General features: G+C 36.9%; 6 protein-coding genes. 3 read left to right on the top strand and 3 right to left on the bottom strand.

Features of this window, described 5'->3' with window-relative positions:
* The first annotated feature begins 33 nt into the window (after positions 1–33).
* Complete coding sequence (locus KHB02_RS29055) at positions 34–477, top strand: hypothetical protein (RefSeq protein ID WP_213146152.1); 444 nt, start codon at positions 34–36, stop codon at positions 475–477.
* Positions 478–681: 204 nt separating this feature from the next.
* Here KHB02_RS29055 and KHB02_RS29050 read toward each other — a convergent pair whose 3' ends face one another.
* The 3 genes from KHB02_RS29050 to KHB02_RS29040 are packed head-to-tail and all read right to left on the bottom strand — an operon-like array spanning position 682 to position 4,404.
* The gene (locus KHB02_RS29050) at positions 682–1,812 is read right to left on the bottom strand and encodes a Ger(x)C family spore germination protein (protein WP_213146153.1); all 1,131 of its coding nucleotides are present in this window, start codon (positions 1,810–1,812) and stop codon (positions 682–684) included.
* 4 nt (positions 1,813–1,816) lie between these two features.
* Positions 1,817–2,911, bottom strand: a complete 1,095-nt coding sequence (locus tag KHB02_RS29045; RefSeq protein ID WP_213146154.1) for a GerAB/ArcD/ProY family transporter — start codon at positions 2,909–2,911, stop codon at positions 1,817–1,819.
* An 8-nt stretch (positions 2,912–2,919) separates the two neighbouring features.
* Entirely contained in the window at positions 2,920–4,404 is a 1,485-nt protein-coding gene (locus KHB02_RS29040; protein WP_213146155.1) for a spore germination protein, read from the bottom strand.
* A gap of 696 nt (positions 4,405–5,100) precedes the next feature.
* Between KHB02_RS29040 and KHB02_RS29035 the strand changes: the two genes are divergently transcribed.
* Together KHB02_RS29035 and KHB02_RS29030 are read left to right on the top strand one after the other, a co-directional pair.
* Positions 5,101–6,096 carry a DnaD domain-containing protein gene (locus KHB02_RS29035; RefSeq protein WP_241114187.1) on the top strand — a complete coding sequence of 332 codons (996 nt, stop codon included), beginning with the start codon at positions 5,101–5,103 and terminating at the stop codon, positions 6,094–6,096.
* 2 nt (positions 6,097–6,098) lie between these two features.
* Positions 6,099–7,355, top strand: a complete 1,257-nt coding sequence (locus KHB02_RS29030) for a DnaB-like helicase C-terminal domain-containing protein (RefSeq protein ID WP_241114186.1) — start codon at positions 6,099–6,101, stop codon at positions 7,353–7,355.
* Positions 7,356–7,494: the final 139 nt, after the last annotated feature.

Below are 7,494 nucleotides of genomic sequence, written 5' to 3'. Positions count from 1 at the left end.
ACATTTTATGAACGATTAATGAGGTGAAATCACATGTTGGTGAAAGAAGCTTACGAAGATAGTTTTCGTTTTGAAGAATCTACTTTGGCTCATTACATCTACCATTTACTTACGGAACAGAAAATTTCCTTAGAGGACGACATGTCTATATTAAACGCAGTTCAAGCAGATAACCGGAAAGTAGCGGAATTGATCCGAAAGAATGTATTAGGGATTAATAAGGTTCGCGTCTACTCACTGAAGATGAACAAGAAGGACTTTTTTTTCATATTTGCCAGCAGCCCGCAAGAGGCGATCCAATTCTTTACCGAAACATTTCAGCAAAGCCCATTAAACTGTCACGAATATCCACTAGAATTCGAATTTGTGAGAGGAAAAGAGGTGGTTACCTTTCAGGAGATGAGGAAGGATTTCGAGAGTTTTCCAGCCGTAGCGGGGCGGTTTGAGAAGGTGGGGGGAAGTGTGGGAAGGAAATAAATCTACATTTGAAATATTCATCATTCCTGGTTATATGTTAATTTCAAATAAGCATTCGTCCGACGCAGACCATCGGTATCAAAGTTCCTATTTGTGATGCGGTGAACCTTATCATAAGTAAATAAGGTTCTTCTTAGTTAATATTCTTGAACGAAATATACTTGAAAGAATAAGATAGTAGAGTATTTTTCTCTACTATCTTTACTAATCAACAGCACCTGTTCGTTTTATTTCAACGTTAATAGTTGATTTTAACTTTAATGTTGAATACTTTTCCCTCAAATCTTTATCACTTAAATTGGAATATTTTCTGATGCTTTTTATTTTTCTTCCGATGCCAATTGGATCAGTATTTAATTTTCTTAACTCCTCAAGAAAATCCCCCAATTCTTTGCTTAGTTCTTCCCCAAGCAGTTGTTCCCATTTTTTTATAGATTTCTTATTGTTAAGAGTAATTGCAGGCTGTACTTCTATAGTTGAAACCTTAATCGTTGCGTTTAGATAAAAGTCATCTTCGTTAGATAATTCAACTTTTCCGCGGTGCTTTATTGGGCGAATTGTAATATTAAATTTATCTCCTTTTGGCTTTTCGACTAGTGGTATTCCCTTTTTTTCTAAAACCTCTAGAGGAATGTTTAATGTTATATCTCCCAAAGAAGCCCTGTGATTGGTGAATAATTTTATGAACAAGGTTTTTGTCAAAGAAATAGAACCGACCATTTTATCATCCTTTAATAATGCCACCTTTTCAATATAGGGTGCTGCACCATTCTTATTGGATATAATAGGTAAGGTAGGATCGATGCCAATTTCATATAGAGTGGAGAAAAAATCATGCAGGTTGGAGTTTATTAACATTTCCTTCCTTTCTTGCTTATCCAATAATTGATAAATATATGACCCCATCTCAGGGTATTCTTCATAGTTATTATTTTTAATGACTTCTTCAGTATTGTTTGTAATGGCCAAAAATATTAATGATCCAATGCTGCTGTCTCGTTGCATTGTATCTAAAAAAGATGAAATTCCTATCATTTCACTTATATTTTTATCAAATAGTATTGTCCTCAATTGTCCAGATGTAATGTCGTGGCTTGTTTTTTGTTCTAACCTTTGTCTTATTTGTTTGCTTGTAGTACCGACGGCAGAAATGGTTTCACTTGTTTTTTCTTCTTTACGGTCGAATTGCAACAAGCTAATAGAGCCTTTATATGTATCTTTATCAAGTAAATCATAACCAATAATAGTTGAAATCCCTTGCCTTTCTAATATTTTTTCAGGGGGCACGCATGCAGTACAGAGAAGACAACAAAATAGAATAAGCCATTTTTTCATCGTTTCAACTCCGATAAGATTGTGAAAAAATTTTAGATTTAATGATTGAAATAAAATATAACAAGATTGGATAGATAAACCATAGGTAAAAGCCGACATGACCAACTTGATCAAAAAAAAGGTTATTGTCGACTCTTTTGGTGACAAAAAAACTCGTGATAAAAATGATTATTGAGATTACCCATATACCATGTTTTTGTTTTAAATGAAATATTTGTTTTACTCCTTTTGAAGAAATGAACAGGTATAAACATAAATTTGGAAAAATAACCAATATCCATAATGGAACGGCAATAAATTCAAACCGTTCAAGAAATGGAAAATGGACCGCGCTTATCATACTGACCACAGGCCAAATATGTATTTCTAATTCCTTTGGACTAAAAAATAATATCGAAATAACAGTTGTTATAAATACAATAAGTGTAGTAAGCCAGATTGCTAATTGACTGAAAAAAAGCAGCTTTTTTTTCTCCTTTATAAATGGAAAAATAAAAAATAAAGTTTCAAAACCTAACATTGTAAAACTGGTTTTAAATACTCCTTTCATTATTTGTGCTGGGGTTGCCGACATGACGGGTAAAATTCTAGTGAAGTTTATCGATTCAAGCGGTTGATAAAAAACAAATACCAGCCATATAGTCATTAAAAAGGATAAGAAACATATCCCTGCAATTACTCTGAATCCGCCAGATACGGCATAAATAGTTACTAATAATAGCGCTAAAACACCTACCCATTCATCAACTCCTTCATATCCCCATGTCAGGGACAATTCAACATAAGCGATGATGATAGAGTAAAGTGCTGCAATAAAGTAAATAACAATAAAGGTATTGATGATACTGCCTATAAAGCGACCAAATACATTCTCGTGTATTTCATAAAGATTACAGTTTTCATATTTAGCAAGGATGCTAATTATCATCCAAATGATAACACTAATGAATAGTCCAGAGAGTAGAACGCTGATCCAGGCATCTTGCTTAGCTTCAAGAAAAACAATTCTAGGGACGCCAAGTATGCCCATCCCTATTTGTGAAGTGTGAATGATAAAGAAAGCAATATAGGCGTTTACAAAACTAATATTTGATTTCATTATCCACCTCAAAATTCATCTAAATCGTTTTCTGTTTTTTTAGATTTCCATCCTATCCGGAATACGTTTAATGGACGATTGACAACAGGACGTTTCCTATAAAAATGGTGTGGAAGCCGTATGAGGAAGTATTTTAAATCCTTTATCCTAAACGGGTATAGAGGTGCAAGATAAGGTCTATTTAAGGATGTCAACTTTAACAAGTGGACAACCAGGACACAGACACCGATCATAATCCCATTAAAACCCCAAACACCTGCTAGAATAATGAAAGGAAATCTGGCAATTCTTATAGCAGTCCCCATCTCATAAATTGGAGCTGAAAAAGCCCCTAATGCACTAAATGCCACGAAAATAATTAAAATATTGCTAGTTAAGCCAGCCTCAACAGTTGCTTGACCAATAACAATCCCTCCAACAATCCCCATTGTTTGACCTACTTTTGATGGAAGACGTGCCCCTGCCTCTCTAAGTAATTCAATTAATAATTCCATTAATATTGCTTCTAGTAAAGGGGGAAAAGGAACTTGTGAACGAGATTGCCCAATGATAATTAACAATTTAGATGGTATAAGTTCAAAGTGATAGGTAAGGATTGCAACATAGAATGCTGTAAAGAGCAGTGATCCAGCCATAGCAAAAAACCGTATAAATCTTATGAAAGTACTCAAAGACCAGCGTAAATAAATATCTTCTGTTGATTCAAAAAACGAAAAAAAATTAGCAGGCCCAATAATAGCCACTGGGCTTCGATCTAAAAGGATACCAACCCTTCCATTTAAAATAGAATAGAGAAATCGATCGGGCAGCTCTGTCATGATAAACTGTGGAAAAAAGGAATAATGATTATCTTCAAGACACTGTGCCAAAACTGAACTGTCACTTATATCATCAGTTGTAATATTTTCAAGCTTCTGCTTAAGTGTTTTTAGTATGTCTTCATCCGTTAAATCTTTAATATATATAATTCTTAATTTCTTCTTAACACGTTCTCCTATTTCTAATTCATCCGTACACAAATTAGAATTATTTAGATTTTGTCTAATAATTTTTATATTAGAAGACAATGATTCTGTAAACGAAATTTTAGGGCCGTATACCAAAGATTCAGTTTCGGCTTTCTCGATGGATCTTTCAATTGGGTTAGCACAATTTACTAAAAGGGCCTTACTTTCTTTTAATAAGTAAATATAAACGAAACCATTTAAAAGTGAAGAAATAATTTCTTGTTCCTTAAAGTCAATCTTTACTTCGTCAATAGGGATATTTTTCATTAAATAAGAATAGGTTATATCTTTTTTTGGCAGCTGTTGAATGAATTTAATAACATATTCATTAACTGTTTCAGCCTTAATTAAATTTTTCATAAAGACAATTTCCAGACAATCTCCAGCGACCTCAATTGTCCTGCAAAGTAAATCTGGTGATTGGTTGAGGATATATTTAATTTTTTTATAATTTGGGCAGTTATTTTTATTTTGTGTGTTTGTCATTTGAATAATCCTTAATAATTTTTTTTTATTATTTGAAATAAAAAAAAATTTATCCTTGTTTTACAAAGAAGTAAGGCCAAAAAGTAGTTTATGGACTATTTCTTGAACTGAATTGTAAGAGAAAAAAAGGTGTAATAAACTGAGTGGAAACAGGATAAGTAGCTGCGTAATCAAAGAGGGTGAAAAATCCTCATTTAGATACAATACGGTGAACCGTACCAAAAGTAAATGAGGTCCTAGTTTTATTAATAAAAATTTCCAGGGTTGAAAAAGAAAAGGCTGGAATATTCATAACCAGTTTATTGGGGTAAGTCCCTCGTTGTTATATAGCTTTACCTTATTGGGGGACTAACCCTGTTTTTCCCGGCACGAAAGCTTTCTTCCATTCTAAATAAGAAGCTCAATCAATCTCCGTAATGCATCTTGTAGCCCGTTTTTTCTCCAGAAAATCTACCCAACAATCGAGATCTTCAAAATATAACATGTGTCTTTCCAACGGCTCTTCACGATAACTCCCTTGAATGACATGCCTAATCATTTGGCCACCGATCTTTGGGGACCATTCTGTCTTCCGTAAGAAAAGCTATTGTCACAAAATATCCACCTTTTTATAAAAACCACCCTATCCGTTTTCCTCATCAAACCATAAATAGAGTCTGAATAGAGTTTTTCAATAAACAAGGATGGTGGTTAAGGGTGGCAAAGTATCGAATGGTGCGAACTGAATTTTGGGAAAATCCCGTTGTGGAAGAGATGACCCCGGAGGAGAAGTATTTTTACCTCTATCTGCTGACAAATTCGAAAACAACGCAAATTGGCATCTATCGAATCACGAAGAAGCAAATGGCTTTTCATTTGGGCTATTCAATGGAGACTGTTCATTCGTTAATGGAACGATTTGTCGAGCATCATCAGTTGATTCGCTACAATCAGGAAACAAAAGAACTGGCGCTTAAATACTGGGGGGAATATAACCTGCATAAAGGCGGGAAACCAATCATGGACTGTATAACCGCCGAGCTAAAAGAGGTCCAGGACCGCTCACTTATTTCGTATGTTTCGGAAGGCATTAGCAATCCCGGGATAAGCAGTCTTTACGAATGTTTTAGTAGACAAGAAGAAATGCTTTTTAGCAACGGGGGCAGTGAACGAGAGGAACAGGATACATATACCGATAGTGAAGCGGAAGAGTTGTATGATACGTCAACGAACCGTGGGACGATACGTGGGCAAAAAGAAAAAGAAAAAGAAAATAAAAAAGAAAAACAAAAACAAAAAATAGCTTCTCAGCCATATATGGAGGATACTCCAGATTTAAAGAATCTTACAAAGCCAGAAGATGTGAATGAAATTATCGAGTTTTGGGACTCAAATGGTTTTGGATTTACAAACGTGATGGCGAAGCAGCAGCTGCTAGCATGGTTGGAGGATTCTAGCTTTTTACAGCCGAAAGAGATGATCCTAAAAGCCATGGAGATTGCCTGTGCGAATAACAAGCGAAGGCTCAACTATATCGTTGCGATTCTTAGAAACTGGGAAAATGAATCGTTACTGACCGTAGCAGATGTTGATGCCCATCAGGCACCCCAACAGGCAGTACCAACATCCAAACAATCAACTGAAAATTTTCGGACCGGTAGAGATATTCCACGTGGATTCCACCTTGATCTAACGGCAGGTGAAGAGGAATGAGTATGGCTGAAAAAGCGTTCCTAGGCAGTTTGATGAAGGCGGAGTACCTACTAACAGATACCGTAATTCAGCCTGAACAGCTAGAAAGTGCACGGCATAAAGAAATCATGCGGAAAATGGTGGAGTTCAAACGTACCGGTAAAAATCTTGATTTGATTACTTTTTCAACCCTGTCCGACCTCGAATCAGTAGGGGGAATGTCCTATCTTTCGGAGCTGTTGTCCTATGCAGACATCGAGAAGTTCGATGGAACGGAAAAGATCATTCTGGAGTCGTGGAAGGAGCGGGAAAAGAGAAACATCCTAACTGTTGCTGCAGTGAATGACTGGGAGATTGCGAAGGTCGTCAGCGAATTGGATAAAATCAGCCAATTAAAGCTCGAGGATCATACCTCGTTGCAACAAGCGCTGGCCAACATCTATGAGGCACCCTGGGAAGATCAATTACGCCTGAAAAGTGTCACAACGGGGATCAAACAGCTCGACGACATGACAGGAGGCTTTCAGGGCGGAGAAGTCACGATTTTAGCGGCAAGACCATCAATGGGAAAAACCGATGTGATGCTTCATTTTTCCAAAATGTCGGGTTGGGCCGGGTATCTGCCACTCGTATTTTCTTTGGAAATGCCTGAGAGATTGATCACCAAACGATTAATTGCTTCGACAGGTGGCATTAATCGTTCGAAAATGCGGGATCCGAAACGAATGCTCAGTCAACGCCAAAAGGATAAATGGTCGGATGTGATTGGTGATCTCACGGAAACCAATATGCAAATTTTTGATGGGGCAGGACAAACGATTTCCGAAATGAGAGCGAAAACCAGAAAAATGATGAATCAATTCCCCGGCAAGAGACCGATCCTGTTTATCGATTACTTAACACTGATCCAATCCAGTCAATCATACGGAGGGAATTCCCACCAGCAAGTAACGGAAATATCTAAATCGCTCAAAACGATGGCGAAGGATTTTGATTGCCCAGTGGTATGTTTGGCGCAGCTCAATCGATCAGTGGAATCAAGGGCCAATAAACGGCCGATGATGTCTGACATTCGGGAATCGGGAAGTGTAGAGCAGGATGCCGATGTCATTTTGTTCCTATACCGCGAAGCCTATTATGACAAGGATTCTCAAGACCATTCCCTTGAAATCATTGTCTCGAAAAACCGAAATGGCCAAGTTGGAACCATCGCCGTGAATTACAACGAGTATACGGGAGCGATTGAGGAGCGAAAGGAACAGAATCAACCCCTTGTATAGCTGTCCAGCAGCCAATAGGTAAGGAAGACCGCGGAAAATTTTATTAACGAATAATGAGGTGGAATCACATGTTGGTGAAAGAAGCTTACGAAGATAGTTTTCGTTTTGAAGAGTCTACTTTGGCTCATTACATCTACCA

This window comes from Neobacillus citreus (assembly GCF_018343545.2).
In the GTDB taxonomy this organism is placed as follows: domain Bacteria; phylum Bacillota; class Bacilli; order Bacillales; family Cytobacillaceae; genus Neobacillus; species Neobacillus citreus.
Note: the sequence above shows the minus strand (reverse complement) of the source record. Positions and strands in the feature narration are given on the sequence as shown.

What these genes read in the sequence shown, in the direction of transcription:
- KHB02_RS29055 (WP_213146152.1), top strand. Translation starts at nt 34, where the DNA reads ATGTTGGTGAAAGAAGCTTACGAAGATAGTTTTCGTTTTGAAGAATCT.
- KHB02_RS29045 (WP_213146154.1), bottom strand. Translation starts at nt 2,911, where the DNA reads ATGAAATCAAATATTAGTTTTGTAAACGCCTATATTGCTTTCTTTATC.
- KHB02_RS29050 (WP_213146153.1), bottom strand. Translation starts at nt 1,812, where the DNA reads ATGAAAAAATGGCTTATTCTATTTTGTTGTCTTCTCTGTACTGCATGC.
- KHB02_RS29030 (WP_241114186.1), top strand. Translation starts at nt 6,099, where the DNA reads ATGGCTGAAAAAGCGTTCCTAGGCAGTTTGATGAAGGCGGAGTACCTA.
- KHB02_RS29040 (WP_213146155.1), bottom strand. Translation starts at nt 4,404, where the DNA reads ATGACAAACACACAAAATAAAAATAACTGCCCAAATTATAAAAAAATT.